The following is a 20,085-nucleotide window of genomic DNA, read 5'->3' as shown; positions in this document are numbered from 1 at the left end:
AACGGCGACCCTGGCGCTGTGCGCCAGGGTCGCCGTTCAACCGTAGTGGGAGACCCGCTCGGGTCGTTCTCTCAGCGGCGCCCGGACTGCGAGGACGACGAGAACGCGACCACCGAGCCGGAGCCGCGGCTGGCGCCGGAGCGCCCGCGACCGCCGGAGCCGGTGGAGGTGCGTCCCCCGGCACCGGTGGACGGACGACCGCCGCCGGTGCTGCGACGTGCGCCACCCTGACCCGCGCTGCTGCCGGAGCCCTGGCTCTGCTGCCCACGGTGGCCGGCTCCCTGGCCCGAGCGACCCCCGCCGCCGGCAGCGCTGCTGCCGCGAGCGCCACCACCGGTGGAGCGGCCACGACCGCCGCCACCGTTGCCGCCACGACCGCCGCCGTTGCCACGACCGCCGCCGCCCTGGGCCGCGCCCTCGCCGGCCGGCACGAGGCCGCCGGAGAGGGTGCGCTCGCCCGGTGCGAGGTCGGTGAGCACGGGGTGCCCGACGTGGGCACGGGTGGTCTGCGGCTTGATGCCGGCCGCCTTGGTCAGGGCGCGGACGTCGCGCACCTGGTCGTCGGTCATGATCGTGATGACGGTGCCCTCGGCTCCGGCGCGGGCGGTGCGCCCGGAGCGGTGCAGGTAGGCCTTGTGCTCGACCGGCGGGTCGGCGTGGACGACGAGCGCCACGTCGTCGACGTGGATGCCCCGGGCGGCGATGTCGGTGGCGACCATGGTGCTGGCCTTCCCGCTCATGAACGCGTCGAGGTTGCGGACGCGGGCGTTCTGGCTGAGGTTGCCGTGCAGCTCGACCGCCGGCACACCGGCGCCGTTGAGCTGCTTGGCCAGCTTCTTGGCGCCGTGCTTGGTCCGCGTGAACATCATCGTGCGGCCAGGTGCCGAGGCGAGGTCGGTGAGGACCGGCAGGCGGTCGGCCCCGTCGATGTGCAGCACGTGGTGGCTCATCGTCGACACGGGGGACTGCTCGGAGTCGGCGTGGTGGGTGACCGGCCGGGTGAGGTAGCGCTTGGCGAGCACGTCCACGCCCGCGTCCAGGGTCGCCGAGAACAGCATGCGCTGGCCCTCGCGCGGCGTCCGGTCGAGCAGGCGCTTGACGGCGGGCAGGAAGCCGAGGTCGGCCATGTGGTCGGCCTCGTCGAGGACGCTGACCTCGATGCGGGACAGGTCGGCGTGCCCCTGCCCGATGAGGTCCTCGAGGCGTCCCGGCGTGGCGATGAGGACGTCGATGCCGCCCTGGAGGGCCCGCACCTGCGGGTTCTGCCCGACACCGCCGAAGATCGTCACGGTGCTCAGACCACCGGCAGCCGCCAGGGGCGCGAGCGCCTCCGCGATCTGGCGGGCCAGCTCACGGGTGGGGGCGAGGACGAGCGCGCGCGGCGAACGTCCACGTCGGGTCGAGGCGGCGCGGTCGGCCATGAGTCGGGTCACGGTCGGCAGGAGGAAGGCGTAGGTCTTGCCCGACCCGGTGCGGCCGCGGCCGAGCACGTCGCGCCCGGCCATCGAGTCGGGAAGGGTCGCGGCCTGGATCGGCGTGGGCACGGTGATGCCGCGCTCGTCCAGGACGGAGATGAGGGAGGAGGGCACGCCGAGGTCGGCGAAGCGAGCAGAAGTCACGGAAGTCTTTCGAGACGGTTCGAGGCGTCTCACCCGGCGCGCAGGCCCGGAGGGGGCGGCGCGACCTGTCAGCCAGAACGGCTGTGATCGTGCATCCCGAGGCGAGACGGAGCGGGATGCTGCCGCCAGTCTATCAGCGCGCGGGCGTCTCGCCCCACACCAGCACGTCGGCCGCCCGGCGTCAGGTCGAGGTGGCCGCCGTGGTCGCACGGCGGGTCCGCTTCTTGGCGGGCAGCTGGGTCGTGGGCGGCTGCGTCGCGGGCTGCTGGTCAGGAGCGGCGGTGGCGACCGTCTCGGCGGCGGCGGCCTTCGGGGCCGCTGTCCTCGGGGCAGCCGTCTTCCTGGCAGCGGCCTTCGTGACAGGCGGGGTCGTGGCCGCCTGCTTGGCGGTCCGCTTCTGGCGCAGCCGCAGCTGCCGGTGGCTGCCCTCGGTGCGGGTGTCCAGGTAGGTCTGCTCGTCGATGAGCGTGCTGAGCTTCTGGTGGCCGAAGTCGCGCGGGTCGAAGTCGGGGTGGGCCCGGCTCAGGTGCTGACCGACCTGGCTGAGCGTGCTCCAGCCGTCGTCGCCGGACGTGGCGTTGATCGCCTTGGTCAGAGCGCTCTGCAGGTTGATGGTGGGTGCGTCGTCGGCCGGGTCGCCGCTCCGGGTGCCCGACACGGCCCGCTCACCACCGGCGTCGGACGTCGCCGCGGCCGCCGCCTGCTCGCTGTCCTGGCGGTCCTGCTCCTGCAGCACCTCCAGGAAGATGAACTGGTCGACGGCACGCCGCAGGCTCTCCGGCGTCTTGCGGTGGCCGAGACCGAAGACCCGCTTGCCCGACTCCCGCAGCCGCGTCGCGAGCCGGGTGAAGTCGGAGTCGGAGGAGACGATGGCGAAGGCCTCGACGTTGCTCTGCCACAGCAGGTCCATGGCGTCGATGATCAGCGCCGAGTCGGTCGAGTTCTTGCCGACGGTGTTGGAGAACTGCTGCACGGGCTGGATCGCGTTGCGCAGCAGCTCGGGCTTCCAGCTGGTCAGCTGGGTGGTCGTCCAGTCGCCGTAGGCCCGCTTGACCGTCGGGACGCCGTAGCTCGCGAGCTCCTCCAGCACCGCCCCGATGTGCCTGGCGGAGACGTTGTCGCAGTCGATGAGCACGGCGATCCGGGTCGAGCCGCTAGAGGTGGTGTCCACCCCCGCACCCTACCCGGCCACCCACATTGACAGTCGTCGATCCTGTGCGGGACGATGTGGTATATCGACGTTCGTCTATAGATAGGATCACGATGAGCCAGGGCGCGCCCGCGGCACCCCCGACCGCGACGGGTCGTCCGCCGGTCCACCTGTCCACCACCGACAAGTATCTCCCGCTGTGGATCGGCGTGGCCATGGTCGCCGGTCTGCTCCTCGGCCGTCTCGTCCCCCGCCTCGGAGCGGCGCTCGGGGCCGTCGAGATCGACGGCGTCTCGCTGCCCATCGCGCTCGGCCTGCTCGTCATGATGTACCCCGTCCTGGCCAAGGTCCGCTACGACCGACTGGACACCGTCGTCGCCGACCGCCCGCTCCTGATCAGCTCGCTCCTGCTCAACTGGGTGATCGGGCCCGCGCTGATGTTCGCGCTGGCGTGGATCTTCCTGGCAGACCTGCCGGAGTACCGCACCGGCCTCATCATCGTGGGCCTCGCCCGCTGCATCGCGATGGTCATCATCTGGAACGACCTCGCCTGCGGCGACCGGGAGGCTGCGGCGGTCCTGGTCGCGCTCAACTCGATCTTCCAGGTCATCGCCTTCGCCGGCCTCGGCTGGTTCTACCTCTCGGTGCTCCCCGGCTGGCTCGGCCTGGACCAGGCAGCACTCGACGTCTCGCCCTGGCAGATCGCCACGTCGGTCCTCATCTTCCTGGGCATCCCGCTGCTCGCCGGCTGGCTCTCCCGGATCTGGGGGGAGCGGGCCATGGGCCGCACCTGGTACGAGGAGCGGTTCCTGCCCCGCGTCGGCCCCTGGGCGCTCTACGGGCTGCTGTTCACGATCGTGCTCCTCTTCGCGCTCCAGGGCGAGCAGATCACTTCCAACCCGCTGGACGTCGTCCGCATCGCGGTCCCGCTGCTGGTCTACTTCGCCGTCATGTGGGGCACGGGCTACCTGACGGGCAAGGGCCTGGGCATGACGTACGAGCGCACGACCACGCTCGCGTTCACCGCGGCGGGCAACAACTTCGAGCTCGCCATCGCGGTGGCCATCGCCACCTTCGGCGTCACCTCCGGCCAGGCGCTGGCCGGGGTCGTCGGCCCGCTCATCGAGGTCCCCGTGCTCGTGGGCCTGGTCTACGTCTCGCTCGCCCTGCGCAGCCGTTTCCCGCACCAGGCGCCCGTCGCCACCTGACCCGAGCTCACGGCATACCCCCCTCTCCCCTGAAAGGCTCTCCCCATGACCGACAAGCCGACGGTGCTCTTCGTCTGCGTCCACAACGCCGGCCGCTCGCAGATGGCCGCGGGCTACCTGCAGCACCTCGCCCAGGGGCAGGTCGAGGTCCTGTCCGCCGGCTCCGCGCCCGCCGACCAGGTCAACCCCTGGGCGGTCGCGGCGATGGCCGAGGAGGGCATCGACATCACCGCAGAGCAGCCCAAGGTGCTGACCGACGGGGCCGTGCGGGCCTCGGACGTCGTCATCACGATGGGGTGCGGCGACACCTGCCCGATCTACCCGGGCAAGCGCTACGAGGACTGGGAGCTGGAGGACCCGGCGGGCCGGGGCCTCGACGGTGTGCGCCCGATCCGCGACGAGATCAAGGGGCGCGTCACCGCGCTGATCGAGTCCCTGGGCGTGCCGGTCGCGACGCGCTGACGCGGCGCAGCCCAGAGGTCCTACCGGTCAGCAGCAGAGGTCGCCGCTGCGGTGGGCCGGCAGCGCGAGGAAGCCGCGCACCCTCGCCAGCGACTCCGGGCGGATCGAGTAGTGGACCCACCGGCCGCGCTTCTCGCGCGTGACCAGCCCGGCGTCGTGCAGCTTGCGCATGTGGAAGGACAGGGTGGGCTGGCTGACCCCCAGCGCCGTGGGCAGGTGGCAGGCGCAGGCGGTGCCCGACTGCGACTCCGCGAGGTACTGCAGCAGCCGCACCCGCGTCGGGTCGGCCAGCGCCTTGAAGACGTCCGCCAGCTCGTCGGCCTGCTCGCGGGGGAGGAGCTCGCAGTCCGCGCCGGGGCAGCAGACGTCCTCCACCGCGTGGGTGTGGGGGGTGGCGAGGTTGGTCACCGCCCCAGGATACGCCTCATATCGACGACGGTCCATGTATCCACGTCGAGGATGTGGTCAGCCCGCGTCGCGCAGGGTGGCGCGCACGACGGCGGCCCGCGCGTGCGGGTGGACCTCGTGGGTGGGGGTGATCTCCACGTCGGTGAAGCCCGCGTCGGTCAGCGACCGCCGGAACTGCGTCTCGGTGAGCGCCCCGGCGATGCAGCCGGTCCACTGCGCGAGGTCGGCGCGGGTCGCGTCGTCCATGTCCTCGTCGGCGATGACGTCCGAGACCGCGAACCGGCCACCGGGCCGCAGGACCCGTGCCGCCTCGGCGAGGACGAGGGACTTGTCGGCCGCCAGGTTGATGACGCAGTTGGAGATGACGACGTCGACGCTGTCGTCGGGGAGCGGCACCTCCTCGAGGTAGCCCAGGAGGAACTCGACGTTGTCGACCCCGGCGGTCTCGGCGTTGTGGCGGGCCAGCTCGACCATCTCGGTGGTCATGTCCAGGCCGATGGCACGGCCACCGGGCGCCACGCGTCGGGCGGAGATCAGGACGTCCCCGCCGGCGCCGGACCCGAGGTCGAGGACGACGTCGCCGGGCTGCAGGTCGGCGACGGCGGTGGGCACGCCGCAGCCGAGCGAGGCCTGCAGGGCGGCGCCGACGCCCTCGGTGTCCTCGCCGTAGAGCTCGCGGCCGAAGACGGTGTGCCCACTCGCGTCCTGGCTCAGCTCGACGAAGGTGGTGCTGGAGCAGCACGACGCGGACGTGCCGTCGGCAGGTGCGGTGGCCGCCCTGGCTGCGGCGGCGTAGCGCTCGCGGACGGTCTCGCGGATGTCGGTCATGGTCTCTCCTGTGCTAGGTGCGGGACGCTGACGGGTGCGGCCAGGGTGCGGGTGGGGGAGCAGCAGATCCCGGAGGCGCCGGCCATGATCTGGTCGGCGGCGCCGGGCAGGGCGCTGAGGCAGGTCGGGTTGACCACGTAGTAGGTGCTCGTGCCACGCCGTTGCACCAGTACGAAGCAGGTGCGGGCGAGCGAGGCGAGGTGGTGGCTGACCGTCGACTGCGACAGCGGGAAGGCGTCGACCACGGCCCGGACCGGCACGGGTGCCTCCTGGCGGGCCAGCCACGCCAGCATCTGCACGCGCGTCGGGTCGGAGAGCGTGCGGAACCACCCCGCGTACTCCTCGGCGGTCTCCCGGGGCAAGATCTCGTTCTCGTTCATCGAAGATCGACGATAGTCGATGAACGGGAATCTGGCTAGAGTCTCCTCATGTCGATCGAACAGCTGACCGCCCAGCTGGCGGTGGCCCTCGGGCCTGGCCAGGTCTCCACGCGGGCGATCGACCGGCACGCGCTGGCCCACGACGCCTCGCACTACCTGCTGGTGCCCCGGCTCGTGGTCCGTCCCACCAGCAGCAGCCAGGTGTCGACGGTGATGGCGGCCTGCGACCGGGCCGGGATCCCGCTGACCTTCCGGGCCGGCGGGACGAGCCTGTCGGGACAGGCCATCAGCGACACCGTGCTCGTGGACGTGCGCCGCCACTTCTCCGGCGTCGAGGTCCTCGACGACGGCGCGCGGGTGCGGGTCGACCCCGGGGTGACCGTGGCTCGCGTCAACGCCCACCTGGCACGTCATGGGCGCCGTCTCGGTCCCGACCCCGCCAGCGAGGCGGCCTGCACGATCGGCGGGGTGGTCGCCAACAACTCCTCGGGCATGCAGTGCGGCACCGAGCACAACACCTACGCCACCCTCGACTCGATGGTCGTCGTGCTGCCCAACGGCACCCTGCTCGACACCGGCGACCGCGACGCGGACGAGTACCTGCGCACGGTCGCCCCCGAGATCCACGAGGGCCTGCTCCGGCTGCGCGACCGGGTCCGGGGCGACGCCGCGTCGGTGGCGACGATCCGCCGGCTGTTCGCCCTGAAGAACACGATGGGCTACGGCGTCAACTCCTACCTCGACCACGACAGCCCGGTCAAGATCCTCGAGCACCTCATGATCGGCAGCGAGGGCACCCTGGGCTTCATCGCCTCGGCGACCTTTCGGACCGTGCCGGTGCGACCCCACATCGCGTCCGGCCTGTTGGTCTTCGACGACGTCCTGCGCGCCACCGCCAGCGTCCCGCAGCTCGTCGCCGCCGGGGCGGCCACGGCCGAGCTGCTGGACGCCGCGTCGTTGCGCGTCTCCGCGCAGGACCCGACCTGCCCGGCGGTCATCCGGGACCTCGACGTGGTCGACCACGCCGCGATCCTCGTCGAGTGGCAGACCGACGACGCCGGCGAGCTGGACGCCACGGTCGAGCGCGTGGGTGCCGACCTCGCGGACCTGCCGGTGAGCTCGCCCTACCGGCTGACCCGCGTGGCTGCCGAGCGAGCCGGTCTGTGGCGGGTGCGCAAGGGGCTCTACAGCGCGGTCGCGGGGGCTCGGCCGCAGGGGACCAACGCGCTCCTCGAGGACGTCGTGGTCACCGTCGACCGCCTGGGGGAGACGATCCGCTCGCTCACCGAGCTCTTCGAGCGGCACGACTACCCGGAGACGGTGATCTTCGGGCACGCGCGCGACGGCAACGTCCACTTCATGCTCAACGAGCAGTTCGACGACCCCGCGTCCATGCGCCGCTACGAGGAGTTCACCGACGACATGGTCGACCTCGTGCTGGGCCAGGGCGGATCGCTCAAGGCCGAGCACGGCACGGGCCGGATCATGGCTCCCTTCGTGCGACGGCAGTACGGCGACGAGCTCTACGCGGTGATGTGCGAGACCAAGGAGCTCCTCGACCCCCGCGGGTTGCTCAACCCGGGCTCGGTGCTCTCCGACGACCCCACGTCATACCTCCAGCACCTCAAGACCGCGCCCGAGGTGGAGGACGAGGTCGACCGCTGCGTCGAGTGCGGCTTCTGCGAGCCGGTCTGCCCCTCGCGCGCCCTCACCACCACGCCGCGCCAGCGGATCGCCACGCGCCGCGAGATCCGGGCCGCGCAGCTGCGCGGCGACACGGGACTGGCGGAGGAGCTCACCGAGCAGTACGAGTACGACGGCACCGACACCTGCGCCGTCGACGGCATGTGCCTCACCGTCTGTCCGGTGCAGATCAACACCGGCGACCTCACGCGCCGCCTGCGGAAGGAGGCGTCGGGGCCGGTCGGGGAGGCCGTGTGGGGGACGGCCGCACGGGTATGGGGTGCCGGCTCGACCCTGGCGGGCGCGGCGCTGACCGTCGCCCGCGTGCTGCCGGGTGCGCTGCCCGAGGCGGTGACCGGGGTCGCGCGGACGGTGGCGGACCACGACGCGGTGCCGGCCTACGACCGGCGCCTGCCGGCCGGAGGCCGACGACGACGGTCCGCGGCCGGCGGGGAAGGTGCCGAGGGTGCCGGGGCCGACGGCGCGGTGGCCGTGCACTTCGCCCCCTGCGTCGGCACGATGTTCGGTCCGGAGCGGGACGCCGGAGGAGTCGGGGCGGACCGCGCGGTGCGTGAGCTGGCGGAGCGGGCAGGGGTGGTCCTGCGCACGCCGCCGGGCATCGGCGGGCTGTGCTGCGGCACGCCGTGGAAGTCCAAGGGTCGGGCGGCGGGCTACCGCGCGATGGCGCAGCGGGTGCTGCCCGCGCTGTGGGAGGCGACCGAGCACGGGCGGCTGCCGGTGGTGTGCGAGGCGTCCTCGTGCGCGGAGGGCCTGATGCAGATGATCGCCGGTTCGCCGGAGCACCGGGAGCTGCGGGTCGTCGACGCCGTCCAGTGGGTCGCGGACACCCTGCTGGACCGGCTGGCCGTCACCCGGCCGGTGGCCTCCGTCGTGGTGCACCCGACCTGCTCGGGCCAGCACCTGGGCTCCAACCCTGCGCTGGAGCAGGTCGCGCGCCACGTCACCGACGACGTGACGGTGCCCATCGCGTGGGGCTGCTGCGGCTTCGCCGGAGACCGCGGGCTGCTGCACCCCGAGCTCACCGCCTCGGCCACGGCGCCGGAAGCCGCAGAGGTCGCCGAACGACGCTACGACGCCTACGTCTCGTCCAACCGCACCTGCGAGATCGGCCTGACGAGGGCTACCGGGCAGCCCTACCAGCACGTCCTCGAGCTGCTGGAGCACGCCACCCGACCGTGACCGCCGCCACCACGAGCACGACCGTCGCGACGACGAACGCCGCCTCGTAGCCCCGGTCGAGCGTGGGGGCGACGACGATCGGACCGACGATCTGCCCGAGCCCGTAGACCACCGTCAGCGTGGCGGCGGCGCTCGGCAGCCCGAGCCGCGCGCCCCACGTCATCGCGGTGAGGACCAGCCCCAGGAAGGTGGCGCCGAAGAGCACCCCGGACACGATCGTGGTGACGAGTCCGGGCAGGATGACGGGCAGCAGTGCCGAGAGCGCCTGCAGCAGGAGGGCGCCGACCATGAGCGCCCGCAGCGACCAGTGCCGGCGCGCCCAGGAGACGGCGACGGCACCGGACGCGGCCGAGAGGCCGACGACCGACCAGGCGGCCGGTCCGGCCCACACCACCCCGAGGGTGTCGCGCACCAGGGCGACGAGGAAGGTCCCGACGATGATGTAGCCCATCCCCTCGAGGGAGTAGGCCACCGCGAGCAGGACGCCGTCCCGGGTCCAGCCGGAGCGCGAGTGCGGCACCGACGGCACGGCATGGTCCGGGCGGAGCCACCAGGAGGCCAGGGCCAGCACGGCGGTGAGCGCGGCCGCGACGAGCCACAGCTCCCGCCACCCGAGCACAGGCTCGAGCAGGAGGGTCAGGGCGCCGGAGAGGAAGATGCCCAGCCCCACGCCGGCATACCCCAGCCCGGCGGGCACCGCACCCGCGATGGTCCGCGCGCAGAAGACGAAGACGAACGCGCTCGCCACCCCCGCCACCAGCCGTGCCGCGCCCCACAGGGCGACGGACTCGCCGGCCACCATCGCCAGCTCGCTGAGCACGAGGGCGACCAGTGCTCCTCGGTTGAGCAGGGGGACGGCGAGGTCGTGGCGCCACATGAGGAGGGCGGCTCCGAGGAGGTAGCCCGTGTAGTTCACGGTCGCCAGCCAGGCACCGACCTCCGGGGTCAGCGTCGACTGCTCGATCATCACCGGCAGCAGCGGGGTGTAGACGAAGCGTCCGAGCCCCATCGCCGCCGCCAGCCCGCACGCGGCCGCCAGGGCGACGAGCACCGGGTGCGCCGCCCCGGCGGTTCGAGCGGTCGTCGGCGGGGTCGGCACGGGTCGATCGTAGGGGGCCGCGGCGCCCGGTCCCCGCCCGCCGCTCAGGTCCAGGTCGCGGTCGTCAGCATCGCCGACGGGAAGACCTGCGCGGTGAGGGTGACGAGGCCGCCCTGGGCGTAGACCTCCACGACGCAGCCGTCGACGACGACCAGCACGTCGACGGTCGGACCGGCCGGCGCCTGGGCCACCAGCGGTGCCGTCGCCACCCCCGAGAACGGTCCGCCGAGCTGGTCCCCGCACCGGCTCCGGTCGAGCACGAGGACGCCGGCGGCCGCGTCGACCGTGACCACGAGCGGGTCGCGCCCCTCGTCGGTGGTGAGGGTGAGCGTGGCCACGCCCTCGGCCGGTACCGCGCGGGTATGCCGTGCCACGTCGGCGTGGGCAGGCAGGACCGGTCGCTGCCGCAGCGCGGGCCCCTCGGAGGTCCGGACGAGGTCGACCTCGCGGGCCAGCGACATGACGCCCACCCACGGGGAGGTCGGGACGTCGGTGGCATAGGCCCAGTTGCCCGCCCAGCCGACCATCAGGCGACGCCCCGGGGTGTTGTCGAAGGAGACGGCCGCGTAGTGGTCCGGCCCGTGGTCCAGCCAGCGCACGGGGGGTGGCCCCGCCCCGGCGGGCGCGAACGTGACACCGTCGAAGGACCCCACCCACCACTGCGTCCCCGACCCGCCGGCAGGACCGCCGGCGCCGACGCTGGCGACGAGCACCCAGGCCGTCCCGTCCGTCCCGGCCACCGGCACCTCGAAGAGGTCCGGGCACTCCCACACGCCCTCGGTGCTGCCGGCCGGGCCGAACGTCGAGGCGTGCTCCCACGTCCGCAGGTCCCAGGAGCGGTAGACGACCACCTGCCGCTCGAGAGCCTCGACCGCCACCATCACCCAGGAGGCCGTCGGCCGGTGCCAGAAGACCTTGGGGTCGCGGAAGTCCGAGGAGCCGCGGTCCAGCACCGGGTTGTCGGGGTAGGTCGTCCAGGTGGTGCCGCCGTCCCGGCTCCAGGCCAGCGACTGCGCCTCGGTGCCGCCGCGCGGTGCGTGCGGCTCGTAGTGGCTCGTGTAGACCGCCACCAGCGTCGGCGCGTCGTCCGACGGCTCGCCGAAGCCGGAGGTGTTGTCGTGGTCGACGACGACGCTGCCGGAGTAGATGGCCTCGGACCCGTTGTGCCGCAGCGCGACCGGCTGCTCGACCCAGGTGATGAGGTCCTGCGACGTCGCGTGCCCCCACGACATGGTGCCCCAGACGGCGCCGTCGGGGTTGGTCTGGAAGAACAGGTGGTAGGTGCCGTCGACGAGCACGAGCCCGTTCGGATCGTTGAGCCAGGTGCTCGCCGTCGTGAAGTGCGCGCGCGGTCGCAGGTGGTGCGTCTCGGGCACGGGTCAGGCCGTGACCCGGTCGAGCTCGGCCTCGACGACCGGCACCAGCGCGTCGAGCTCCTCCTGGGGGTCGGAGCCGTCGTGCACGATACGGGTCATCATCTCGCCCCACGCGCTCGCGCAGGCGTCGGTCCACAGCAGGGGGGTCAGCGACCGGCCGTGCTCGGCGACGTAGGTCGCGGCGTCCTGCTCCGGGCCGGAGGCCAGGGCCTCGGCGTCGGCGGCCACGCTGATCCGCGCCGGGATGCCCAGGCCGTGGGAGGTGGCGAAGTCGAGCTGGTGGTCGGGGGAGTCGACCCACAGCCAGCGGACGTACTCCCGTGCCGCGTCGATGTCGCGCGCGAGCGCGGACACGCTGGCGGCGTAGGCGGTGACGGGCACGGAGGGCGCCCCGCCCGGCATCGAGGGCCACGGCACAGCGCCGAAGTCGTCGCCGAGCCGTTCGCGGATGCGGGGGAAGGCGGACAGCTCGGTCCACTGCATCGCCACCCGACCTGCCGTCAGCGGCGTGGGGTCGGTCCAGTCGTCGGAGGCGTCGAGCAGGAGCACCTCGTCGGTCCACAGGGTGCGCAGGACCGCCAGCGACTCGGCCGCGCCGGCGTTGTCGAAGCCGACCGACTCGTCGTCCAGGAAGTCGAAGCCACCGGCCCACAGCATCGGCCCGCCCATCCGGCCGGCCCCGCCGTCGGCGCCGAGGAACAGACCCTTGACGTCGTCGCGGGTCAGCGCCCGGGAGGACTCGAGCAGCTGCTCCATCTGCTGAGGGGGAGCGATCCCGGCCTGATCGAGCATGCTCCTGCGGTAGACGAGCAGCTGCGTGGAGACCACCTGCGGCACCGCGTAGATCCTGCCGTCCCAGGTCACCCGCTCCACCAGCGCGGGAGGGAAGTCGGACAGCTCGCGGCCGAAGACGTCGGTGAGGTCGACGACCTGCTCGCCGCGGATCATGTCGATGGTCGGGCCGTTGGCGTACTCGAAGACGTCCGGGCCGGCCGGCGTCAGGAGCGCCTCGGCCGTGGTGCGGGCGTAGTCACCCGGGCGCCAGGAGACGGTGACGTCGGCGGCGGAGTAGGCCTCGGCATACCGGGTCGCAGCCTCGTGCCGACCCTCCTCGGGGTACTGGTGGTACCAGTGCGCCAAGGCGGGCCGCGGTCCTCCGGCGGTCGTCTCGGCCTCACCCGTCGGGGTCAGGCCCGGGGGCGCGCCGCCGGTGCACGAGGAGAGCAGGGCGCCGAGGGTCGCGCTGCCCCCGAGGGCCAGCACGCTGCGGCGGGACAGAGGCGGGGTCGGACGGGCCATCGTCACCTCCGGGCGTCGTTGCGGGACAGGGTCTCGTGCACCACCCTATTCGGTGAGCGGCAGATCACGTTTCGGCAAAGGCCGCGTGTCCGGGGCGGCACCGCGGGGGCCCCTGACGTCTACTTGTCGACCGGGACGGTGCGAGGGAGCGAGGGGAACGATGAGGCTGCAGAGGTATGACGTGCTGCCGGGGGTGGTGCTGAGCGAGCTGGCGCTGCACCGCAGGGACCTCATCAAGGGTGGGCTCGGGCTCGTGATGGGGACCCTCGTCGGCGGGCTCTCGGAGAACGACGACGTCGTGGCCGCTCCGGCTCCGCCGGAGCCTGTCGTGCCGGAGCCGGTGGCCGAGCCCGAGCCCGAGCCCGAGCCCGAGCCCGAGCCCGAGCCCGAGCCGCCGGCGCAGACCGTCTTCAGCCTGGGCTCGGCCGGTGAGGGTGTCCGGGCGCTGCAGGAGCAGCTCGACGAGCACGGCTACTGGTGCGGCTCGCCCGACGGCGGCTTCGGCCACCTCACCGAGCAGGCCGTCTTCGCGGTGCAGAAGGCTCACGGCCTGGTGCGCGACGGAGTCGCCGGTCCCGCGACGCAGGAGGCGCTGGCCACCGGCTACCGGGTGCCGCCGGTCTCCGGCGGCGACCACGTCGAGGTCCACCTGGGTCGGCAGCTGCTGCTCGTGGTGCGCGGCGGGTCGACGTCGATGACGCTGAACACCTCGACCGGCAACGGCGAGCCGTACGAGTACCAGGGCGCCGACTACTCCGCGATCACACCGACCGGCGACTTCTCGGTCTGGTTCACCGACGGCAGCGGCTGGCGGGTGGGCGAGCTGGGCGAGCTGTACCGGCCGATGTTCTACTCCGGCGACTACGCCGTCCACGGCTCCGGCTCGATCCCGCCCTACCCCGCCTCGCACGGCTGCGCGCGCATCTCGGTCGCGGCGATGGACATGTTCTGGTCCAAGGGGCTGCTGGGCATGGGCGGACGCGTGCTCGTCGTCTGACAGCGGTGCGAGGCGGGGTGTCAGCTCGGGTGGCCCGCAAGCGTCTCGTCGTCGCTGTCCCGGGTCGGTACAGGTCGAGCCGCCGGCGTGCCCGCGCGGTCGCGGCGGTCCAGGACCGCGCGGGTGGCGGCCCCGAGGGCCACGAACGACAGCGCGGCGCCGAAGATCCAGGCGAACGGCGACGGGTCCTGCGAACGGTCTGACGAACGGCTCATGTCCTTCTCCTCGTCTGACTCGATGACCAGAGTGTTCATCGTCTCACCATGTGCCGCGGCCGCTCGAAGAACAGCGACGCCACCGCGCCGACCAGGATCACCACCACCGGTAGCGACAGCGACTCGGCCAGCGCCTGCGACAGCTCCTCCGCCACCGCGGGCGGCACCGTGGCGCCGGCGGACGGCATACCCTCCGGTGTCCCGACGGCGCCGGCCCACCCGCCCCCGCCACCCACGCGCGCTGCGATCCGGGCCTCCATGAGCACGGCGATCGTGGCGCTGCCCAGCACCGCACCGATCTGGCGGGTCGTGTTGTAGACACCCGCGCCCGCCCCCGCGCGCGCCAGGGGCAGGTTGCGGGTGGCCGTGGTCGACAGCGGCCCCCAGACCAGGGGGTTCGCGACGCCCATCAGGGTGGCCGCCACGACGGTTCGCCACAGGGGGGCGTCCGGCGTCATCGCCGACGACAGCATCCAGATCGACGCCGCGAGCAGGGTGGTGCCGGTGCCCACGAGCAGCCGGGGGTGCACGCGGTCGGTGAGGTGGCCCGCCAACGGCGCGAGGAGGAAGGAGACGACCGACGACGGCGCCATCAGCAGCGCGGCGGTCGACGGCGACAGACCCCGCACGCTCTGCGCCCACAGGTAGAAGGGGAAGATCATCGCCGTCACCGTGAACGCCATCGTCGTGATCGCGGTGTTCGCCAGGGAGAAGTTGCGGTCGGCGAACAGGGACAGCGGCACGAGCGGCTCGGCCGGGTTCCGGGCCTGCCACCAGACGAACGCCACGAGGAGCAGCACCCCGGTCACGAGCAGCCCCCGCACCCCGACCGGCCCCCAGATCTGCCCCCAGTCGTAGGTCTGTCCCTCCTGGATCGCGAAGACCGCGCAGAAGAGACCCACCGCGCTGAGCGCCACGCCCAGCACGTCGAAGCGGTGGACGTGCGTCTCCAGCCTCGGCACGAGCCGCGCGGCGAGCACCAGACCGACGATGCCGACCGGCACGTTGACGAAGAAGATCCACTCCCAGCCCAGCGTGTCGACGAGCACGCCGCCGAGCAGCGGACCGACCAGTGTCGCCACCCCGGCGGTCGCGCCCCACAGCGCCATCGCCTGGCCGCGGCGCTCGGCGGGAAAGGTCCGCGTGATGACCGCCATCGTCTGCGGCGTCATCATGGCCGCCCCGAGCCCCTGGACCACACGCCCCGCGATCAGCCCGCTGATGCCGGTCCCGAGCTCGCCCGACAGCCCGCACCACAGGGAGGACAGCGTGAAGACGCTCAGCCCCACCAGGTAGACCCGCCTCGGCCCCACCCGGTCACCGAGGCGGCCGGTGATCAGGAGCGGCACGGCATACGCGAGCAGGTAGGCCGAGGTCACCCACAGCACCTCGGTGACCCCGACGCCGAAGGCTCCCATGAGCGCCGGTGTCGCCACCGACACGATCGTCGAGTCGACGAGGATCATGAAGAAGCCGATGACGAGCGCCCACAGGGCGGGCCACGGGTTGGTGGGGAGGGCGGGGGCGGGGGCGGCCACCCCCCGGACTGTATGCCGCGCGCGTCGCCGCAGCAGGTGCGGCCGCCCCGCGCGACACGCTCCAGCGTGCCTGTGGTGCCCGAGATACCCGAGGGAGTACCTTGTCGCCAGAGCCCGCTTGCTCGCCCCCGGGTCAACGACGATCGGAGCACCACATGGCAACTCTTCCAAGGCCTTCGCGGAGCGTGCGGGCCACCGCAGCCCTCGCCCCCCTGATGCTCGTCCTGGCTGCCTGCGGCGCCGGTGACAGTGACCCGGCGGACTACCCGGAGGAGAGCGTCAGCATCATCGTCCCGTTCTCCGCGGGCGGTCCGACGGACACGGTCACCCGCCTCATCGCCGAACCCATGAGCGAGGCCCTCGGCCAGCAGGTGCTCGTCGAGAACGTCGAGGGTGCAGGCGGCACCGTGGCGGGCGCCGAGGCCGCCTCGGCCGACCCGGACGGCTACACGGTGCTCATGCACCACATCGGCATGTCGACAGCCCCGACCCTCTACGAGGACCTCGCCTACGACCCGCTCACGGACTTCAAGACGGTCGGGCTCGTCACCGAGGTGCCGATGACGATCATCGCCCGGTCCGACTTCGAGCCGGAGACGATGGAGGAGCTGACGACCTACCTGCAGGAGAACGCCGACACGGTCAACCTCGCCAACGCCGGCGTGGGCGCCGCGTCCCAGCTCTGCGGCGTGCTGCTGCAGGACGCGCTGGGGGTGGAGCTCAACGAGGTGCCCTACGACGGCACCGGTCCCGCGATGACCGAGCTCGTCGGTGGGCAGGTCGACCTCATGTGCGACCAGACCACCAACACCACCAACCAGATCAACGCGGGCGAGGTCAAGGCGTACGCCGTCACCACACCCGAGCGGATCGACGCGCTGCCCGACGTGCCGACGGCCGTCGAGTCGGGACTCGACCTCGAGGTCAGCGTCTGGCACGGCCTCTACGTGCCGGCCGAGACGCCGGACGAGATCGTCGCGACCCTGACCGAGGCACTCCAGGCGGCGCTCACCGACCAGAACGTGATCGACGAGATGGCCAAGCTCGGCACGGCACCCGTGCCCGAGGACCAGGCGACCCCCGAGGCGCACACCGCCAAGCTGGAGGACCAGATCGAGCTGTGGCGGGACCTGCTGTCCGCCGGAGGCTGACATCAGCACTCCTGACCGACCGACGTCCTCGCGCGGCGGGCCGACCGACGGCTCGTCGCGCGAGGGTGCGTCCCCCGAGGTGTCGTCGGGTGAGGTGTCGTCCCGCACGTGGTCGTCGGCGGACCTCGCGGCCGGCCTCATGTTCATCGCCATCGGGGGCGCGTTCGCCGTCGGCTCGCTCTCCTACGACCTCGGCAGCCTCCTGCAGATGGGCCCGGCCTACGTGCCGCTCCTGGTGGGGCTGGTGCTCGCCGCGCTCGGAGCGGGCATCATCGTGAAGGCTTTCGTCGCGCCGGACCGCACCCCTTCCGCGACGGACGGGACGACGGATCAGGGGGCCCCGCTGCAGTTCGGGCGCATCCACTGGCGGCCCACCTTGTTCATCTTCGCCTCGCTCTTCTTCTTCGCCTTCACCTTCGAGGGGCTCGGCCTCTTCATCACGGTCTTCGGCACCTCGGTGCTGGCGTCCTACGCGCGCGCGGGCACCACCGTGCGGCAGGCCGTCCTGCCGGCCGTCGGCCTGTCCGTCGGGTCCTGGCTGGTCTTCGTGCTGGCCCTGCAGCAGCGCCTGCCGCTCCTCGGCGAGTGGCTGGGGGGCTGACGTGGAGCTCTTCGACAACCTGGCGCTCGGGCTCGCGACGGCCTTCCAGTGGCAGAACCTCCTCTTCTGCCTGGTCGGGGTGGCCCTGGGCACAGCGGTCGGCGTCCTGCCGGGGATCGGGCCGACCGCCACGGTCGCCATGCTGCTGCCCATCACCTACACCTTCGACGAACCGGTCACCGCGATCATCATGCTGGCCGGCATCTACTACGGAGCGCAGTACGGCGGCTCCACGACCGCGATCCTCATCAACCTGCCGGGGGAGTCGTCGTCCGCCGTGACAGCTCTCGACGGTCACCAGCTGGCCCTGCAGGGCAAGGCCGGCACCGCGCTGGCGGTGGCCGCGATCTCCTCGTTCATCGCCGGGACCGTGGCCACCGTCGTCATCGCCGTCGCGGCACCGCCGTTGACGGACGTCGCCCTGGAGTTCGGCCAGGCCGAGCTCTTCTCCGTCGTCGTCCTCGGGTTCATCGTGTCCATCGCCCTCGCCAGCGGCTCGCCGCTCAAGGCGCTGGCGATGATCGTGCTGGGCGTCCTGCTGTCCACCGTCGGTCGGGACAGCTTCACCAACACCGCCCGGTTCACCTTCGGCCAGCCGGCCCTCGACGGCGGGTTCAACTTCGTCTCCGTGGCCGTCGGTCTCTTCGGCATCGCGGAGATCCTGCGCAACCTGCACGACCCCCACCACACCGGCCGCATCGTCGGTGCCGTCAAGGGCCTGTGGCCCTCCCGGTCCGACCTGCGCAAGATCGGTGGCCCCGTGGCCCGCGCCACGGGTCTGGGCTCGATACTCGGCGTGCTGCCCGGTGGCGGCCACGTCCTCGCCTCCTTCGGTTCCTACGCCCTGGAGAAGCGCATCTCCAAGAACCCCCAGGAGTTCGGACGCGGCGCCATCGCGGGCGTCGCCGGACCAGAGGCGGCCAACAACGCGGCGGCGCAGACCTCGTTCATCCCGCTCCTCACGCTGGGCCTGCCGGCCAACGGGGTGATGGCCATGATCGCCGGGGCCCTCATCCTGCAGGGCATCACCCCCGGACCGGGTGTCCTCACCGACGAGCCCGAGCTGGTCTGGGGCCTCATCGCCTCCATGTGGATCGGCAACCTGCTGCTCGTCCTGCTGAACCTGCCGCTCATCGGCATCTGGGTGAAGATGCTCTCGGTCCCCTACTGGATCCTCTTCCCTTCCATCATCATCTTCGCCTCCATCGGCTGCTACTCCATCCGGGGCAACATCTGGGAGGTCCTGGGGGTCGTGGTCTTCGGCGCCGGCGGCTTCCTGCTGATCCGAGCCGGCTGCGAGCCGGTGCCTCTTCTGCTCGGCTTCGTCCTCGGCCCGTTCCTGGAGGAGAACCTGCGTCGCGCGCTCATCATCAGCAGGGGCGACCCCACCACCTTCATCACCCGACCGATCTCCGCGACCCTGCTGGCACTGGCCTTCGTCGCACTCGTCCTCGCGCTGCTCCCGGCGGTGCGCAAGAAGCGCGAGGTGGTCTTCGCCGAGGAGGAGTGACCTGAGCAGGGCTGCCTGTCAGGACGAGGAAGGCACGACGGACGGAGACCAGTTGCCGCGCGTCAGCTCCGGACCGGGGGAGGCTGTCGCAGCTCCCGACCCCGGGTCTGCGCTGGCGACGATGCTCGGGGCGAGCGCCCTGACGACGCTGGGGGCGATCCCGCCCTTCCTGCTCGGGGCGCAGGCGGTGCTGATGCGGCGCGACCTGGACTTCGGGGCGGCCGGCCTGGGCGCTGCCGTCAGTGCCTTCTTCGCGGTGGCAGCCCTCGTCACGATCGGGGCCGGCGGAGCGTTCGAACGGTGGTCGCGCCGTCGTGGTCTCCTCCTCGCGGGCACCCTGGTGGCGGCCGGTGGCCTGGGCATGGCCCTGCTGGCCGAGGGCTGGGTCGCGCTCATGCTGCTCATGGCACTGCTCGGCGCGGCGAACGCGGCCTGCCAGGGCAGCTCCAACGCGACGGTCTCGACCGCCTTGCCGCCGCACCGTCGGGGACTCGGCTTCGGCATCAAGCAGAGCGCGGTGCCCGCGGCGATCATGTTCGGAGGGCTCGCGGTCCCCACCACCACGGCCCTGCTGGGCTGGCGCAGCACCTTCCTCACGACCGGGGTGCTGGGACTCGTCGTCGTCGTCGCGGCCCTCCTGCCCGACCGGTCGCGACGACGTCCCGTGAGGGCTCGCCGGCTGAGGTCGGGCGAGCGGGCGCCGCGCGGCCCGCTCCTCGTGGCCGGCGCCTCCATCACGTTCGCCAGCGCCGCGGCCAACTTCCTCGGTGCCTACCTCGCCAGCTGGGCGCACGGGATCGGTCTGACCGTCGGACAGGCCGGCCTGCTCATGGCTGCCGGGTCGGCCAGCTCGATCGTGGTGCGGATCGTGAGCGGCCACCGGGCCGACCGGCGCCACGGCGGGAACCTGTCCCTCGTGGCGGTCCAGATGTTCGTCGGCGGCGCCTGCCTGGCCCTCATCGCCCTCCTGCCGTTCGCCTGGTCGGTCGTCCTCTTCGGCTTCGTCGCCTTCGCGCTCGGCTGGTCCTGGCCGGGTCTGCTGCTGTATGCCGTGGCGCGCGTCGGTCGGGACGCGCCCGGTCAGGCGTCCTCGGTCGTCCAGGCCGGTGCCTTCACGGGCGGGGCCCTGGGGCCGGTGCTGTTCGGCCTCGTCGTCGGCGAGGTCGGTTTCGTGGCCGCCTGGTTCACCGCGTCGGCCTCGTTCCTGGTGGCCGGGGTCCTGGCGCTGGCGGCGCGCACGGGGTTCCGGCGCGACCTGCGCCGGCGCCCGCCGACAACGCCCTTCGGATACGGCGGAGGTCGCGACCGGCCCCGCTACACCGCCGGACCTCGTCCAGCGGCGGAAGGAGGAGCGTGAGCGG

18 protein-coding genes are annotated in these 20,085 nt (G+C 72.6%); 8 read left to right on the top strand and 10 right to left on the bottom strand.

Annotation, left to right across the window (positions count from 1 at the left end; all coding sequences use genetic code 11):
- Positions 1–71 precede the first annotated feature (71 nt).
- Complete coding sequence (locus ACI3ET_RS00640; protein WP_405030963.1) at positions 72–1,619, bottom strand: DEAD/DEAH box helicase; 1,548 nt, start codon at positions 1,617–1,619, stop codon at positions 72–74.
- Between the two features lie 181 nt (positions 1,620–1,800).
- Entirely contained in the window at positions 1,801–2,790 is a 990-nt protein-coding gene (locus ACI3ET_RS00635) for an NYN domain-containing protein (RefSeq protein ID WP_405030962.1), read from the bottom strand.
- A gap of 92 nt (positions 2,791–2,882) precedes the next feature.
- Here ACI3ET_RS00635 and arsB point away from each other — a divergent pair, with 92 nt between their 5' ends.
- Both arsB and ACI3ET_RS00625 read left to right on the top strand, forming a co-directional pair.
- A complete protein-coding gene (arsB, locus tag ACI3ET_RS00630; protein ID WP_405030961.1) occupies positions 2,883–3,977 on the top strand; it encodes an ACR3 family arsenite efflux transporter in 1,095 nt (364 codons plus the stop codon).
- A 45-nt stretch (positions 3,978–4,022) separates the two neighbouring features.
- Positions 4,023–4,439: an arsenate reductase ArsC gene (locus ACI3ET_RS00625; protein WP_405030960.1), complete on the top strand. Its 417-nt coding sequence runs from the start codon at positions 4,023–4,025 to the stop codon at positions 4,437–4,439.
- A 27-nt stretch (positions 4,440–4,466) separates the two neighbouring features.
- Here the strand turns inward: ACI3ET_RS00625 and ACI3ET_RS00620 are convergent, their stop codons facing one another.
- The 3 genes from ACI3ET_RS00620 to ACI3ET_RS00610 are packed head-to-tail and all read right to left on the bottom strand — an operon-like array spanning position 4,467 to position 6,055.
- A complete protein-coding gene (locus tag ACI3ET_RS00620) occupies positions 4,467–4,847 on the bottom strand; it encodes an ArsR/SmtB family transcription factor (protein ID WP_405030959.1) in 381 nt (126 codons plus the stop codon).
- Positions 4,848–4,904: 57 nt separating this feature from the next.
- Positions 4,905–5,675: an arsenite methyltransferase gene (gene arsM, locus ACI3ET_RS00615; RefSeq protein ID WP_405030958.1), complete on the bottom strand. Its 771-nt coding sequence runs from the start codon at positions 5,673–5,675 to the stop codon at positions 4,905–4,907.
- Complete coding sequence (locus ACI3ET_RS00610) at positions 5,672–6,055, bottom strand: ArsR/SmtB family transcription factor (protein ID WP_405030957.1); 384 nt, start codon at positions 6,053–6,055, stop codon at positions 5,672–5,674. The genes arsM and ACI3ET_RS00610 overlap by 4 nt, the downstream gene beginning before the upstream one ends.
- Before the next feature lie 48 nt (positions 6,056–6,103).
- Between ACI3ET_RS00610 and ACI3ET_RS00605 the strand changes: the two genes are divergently transcribed.
- Complete coding sequence (locus tag ACI3ET_RS00605; RefSeq protein ID WP_405030956.1) at positions 6,104–8,938, top strand: FAD-binding and (Fe-S)-binding domain-containing protein; 2,835 nt, start codon at positions 6,104–6,106, stop codon at positions 8,936–8,938.
- On the opposite strand, the gene ACI3ET_RS00600 is transcribed toward ACI3ET_RS00605, so the two are convergent.
- Genes ACI3ET_RS00600 through ACI3ET_RS00590 form a run of 3 tightly spaced genes read right to left on the bottom strand, consistent with a single transcriptional unit; the run spans position 8,880 to position 12,712 of the window.
- Positions 8,880–10,037, bottom strand: a complete 1,158-nt coding sequence (locus tag ACI3ET_RS00600; protein ID WP_405030955.1) for a YbfB/YjiJ family MFS transporter — start codon at positions 10,035–10,037, stop codon at positions 8,880–8,882. The two genes, ACI3ET_RS00605 and ACI3ET_RS00600, sit on opposite strands and share 59 nt — an antisense overlap.
- Before the next feature lie 44 nt (positions 10,038–10,081).
- Complete coding sequence (locus ACI3ET_RS00595) at positions 10,082–11,413, bottom strand: glycoside hydrolase family 32 protein (protein ID WP_405030953.1); 1,332 nt, start codon at positions 11,411–11,413, stop codon at positions 10,082–10,084.
- A gap of 3 nt (positions 11,414–11,416) precedes the next feature.
- Entirely contained in the window at positions 11,417–12,712 is a 1,296-nt protein-coding gene (locus tag ACI3ET_RS00590; RefSeq protein ID WP_405030952.1) for an ABC transporter substrate-binding protein, read from the bottom strand.
- 160 nt (positions 12,713–12,872) lie between these two features.
- Here ACI3ET_RS00590 and ACI3ET_RS00585 point away from each other — a divergent pair, with 160 nt between their 5' ends.
- Positions 12,873–13,709, top strand: a complete 837-nt coding sequence (locus ACI3ET_RS00585) for a L,D-transpeptidase family protein (RefSeq protein WP_405030951.1) — start codon at positions 12,873–12,875, stop codon at positions 13,707–13,709.
- Positions 13,710–13,729: 20 nt separating this feature from the next.
- On the opposite strand, the gene ACI3ET_RS00580 is transcribed toward ACI3ET_RS00585, so the two are convergent.
- Complete coding sequence (locus ACI3ET_RS00580; protein ID WP_405030950.1) at positions 13,730–13,963, bottom strand: hypothetical protein; 234 nt, start codon at positions 13,961–13,963, stop codon at positions 13,730–13,732.
- Positions 13,960–15,462, bottom strand: coding sequence for a DHA2 family efflux MFS transporter permease subunit (locus tag ACI3ET_RS00575; protein WP_405030949.1), 1,503 nt, complete (start codon positions 15,460–15,462; stop codon positions 13,960–13,962). The genes ACI3ET_RS00580 and ACI3ET_RS00575 overlap by 4 nt, the downstream gene beginning before the upstream one ends.
- A 155-nt stretch (positions 15,463–15,617) precedes the next feature.
- On the opposite strand from ACI3ET_RS00575, the gene ACI3ET_RS00570 reads away from it, so the two are divergent.
- The 4 genes from ACI3ET_RS00570 (at position 15,618) to ACI3ET_RS00555 (ending at position 20,081) form a co-directional block, all read left to right on the top strand.
- The gene (locus ACI3ET_RS00570) at positions 15,618–16,613 is read left to right on the top strand and encodes a tripartite tricarboxylate transporter substrate-binding protein (RefSeq protein WP_405030948.1); all 996 of its coding nucleotides are present in this window, start codon (positions 15,618–15,620) and stop codon (positions 16,611–16,613) included.
- Positions 16,614–16,707: 94 nt separating this feature from the next.
- Positions 16,708–17,214, top strand: coding sequence for a tripartite tricarboxylate transporter TctB family protein (locus tag ACI3ET_RS00565; RefSeq protein WP_405030947.1), 507 nt, complete (start codon positions 16,708–16,710; stop codon positions 17,212–17,214).
- Between the two features lies 1 nt (position 17,215).
- Complete coding sequence (locus ACI3ET_RS00560; RefSeq protein ID WP_405030946.1) at positions 17,216–18,724, top strand: tripartite tricarboxylate transporter permease; 1,509 nt, start codon at positions 17,216–17,218, stop codon at positions 18,722–18,724.
- A 52-nt stretch (positions 18,725–18,776) separates the two neighbouring features.
- Positions 18,777–20,081, top strand: a complete 1,305-nt coding sequence (locus ACI3ET_RS00555; protein ID WP_405030945.1) for an MFS transporter — start codon at positions 18,777–18,779, stop codon at positions 20,079–20,081.
- The last annotated feature ends 4 nt before the right edge of the window (positions 20,082–20,085 follow it).

The sequence above is a fragment of the Ornithinimicrobium jinqii genome (assembly GCF_045032595.1).
Classification (GTDB): domain Bacteria; phylum Actinomycetota; class Actinomycetes; order Actinomycetales; family Dermatophilaceae; genus Ornithinicoccus.
This window is presented reverse-complemented; position numbering and strand designations above follow the sequence as displayed.